This window comes from Acidovorax sp. HMWF018, assembly GCF_003061035.1.
GTDB classification, from domain to species: domain Bacteria; phylum Pseudomonadota; class Gammaproteobacteria; order Burkholderiales; family Burkholderiaceae_C; genus Acidovorax; species Acidovorax delafieldii.
This window is the reverse complement of sequence record NZ_QAIM01000551.1, coordinates 1-1,030: the sequence shown is the minus strand read 5'-3', so window position 1 is coordinate 1,030 and position 1,030 is coordinate 1. Positions and strand designations below refer to the sequence as shown.

The 1,030-nt window shown below is 57.7% G+C and carries 1 protein-coding gene; it reads right to left on the bottom strand.

The features are described 5' to 3' along the window. Window positions 1-184 precede the first annotated feature (184 nt). Complete coding sequence (locus DBR23_RS29445; RefSeq protein ID WP_133246268.1) at window positions 185-670, bottom strand: hypothetical protein; 486 nt, start codon at window positions 668-670, stop codon at window positions 185-187. Between the last annotated feature and the right edge of the window lie 360 nt (window positions 671-1,030).

Genomic DNA, 1,030 nt, shown 5'->3' with positions numbered 1-1,030 from the left:
GCCCGATGCAGTACGAACAACGCTGGTACGAGGCACAGCGCAAAAAGGCCGCGTGAATCGTGGGTTAAGAACTACACGAAACAGGGGCAAGGTCAACTTTCGATCAGAGAAAATGATGCTGAAGCATCATCTTCATGGCGAGCCAGATGCATCGATAGCGTGCTTCACACACCACCAGGACACATCAACGCCCACGCGACGAAGGGCTCCCAGAAGGGGCAGCGGATCGTGCTGCGTCGTCTGCGATCGATCGCGGCGTGAGCATGCGGCCTGCGGCATCGACCTTGACCAAGCCCAACCTAGGATGGCTCCAGTAGCGCGTCTTGCCATCCTCTGGTTGCGCCCGGGTGGTCAACACTTGGGAACGCACGTCCTCGCCGCCAGGCGCTGCAAAAGTGATCCCAGAAGCCAGCGTTGCAGCAGCGACCAGGATGGACACAATCATTTTTTTGGACATCGTCTTTCTTTCCTCATCGGTGATTAAAACGTCAGCCCAGCTGACGGCCTCACGCGGCTCGAAGAATCGGTGCACGTCGTGGTGAAGAGGAGTTTGGGATACAGGGACCGACCGGAAGATGAGGTGTGGATGACGTTTCTGAAATAAAGGAAGCCTGCGCATGGGTCGCGCCCACGTCGTCATCAAAATTCCCGAATGACCGAAGATGGACATGAGAGGGGCACAAGACTCGTGACTGCGCCGGCTGACTTGTGATGGGCCCGTGTGACTGTGCGCCTACCGAGGGAGAACATCTGAACGTGCAACTGGATGTACGTCGCAGCCCAGAGCGTTGAAATAGACCTCGTCTCCCGGAGCAATGTTTGTTCCTGTGTGCAACAACGCGAAGTGCCACCGGGTGCGGTTCACTTGCCGCCATTTAATGACCACGATCCGGCCTGCCGGGCTTTTGCTCGCACCCGGACAGCGAACGCCACGTATTTCTGCGGCTTCGTCTGCTGATAGCAGTCTGCTCACTTTTCCGATACGCCAGCCATCGGACCATGCGTACCGGCCCTCGTAGATGGGCGTGCT

Bases quoted from the DNA above. Each gene is read 5' to 3' on its own strand.
- DBR23_RS29445 (WP_133246268.1), bottom strand. From the start codon at position 670: ATGTCCATCTTCGGTCATTCGGGAATTTTGATGACGACGTGGGCGCGA.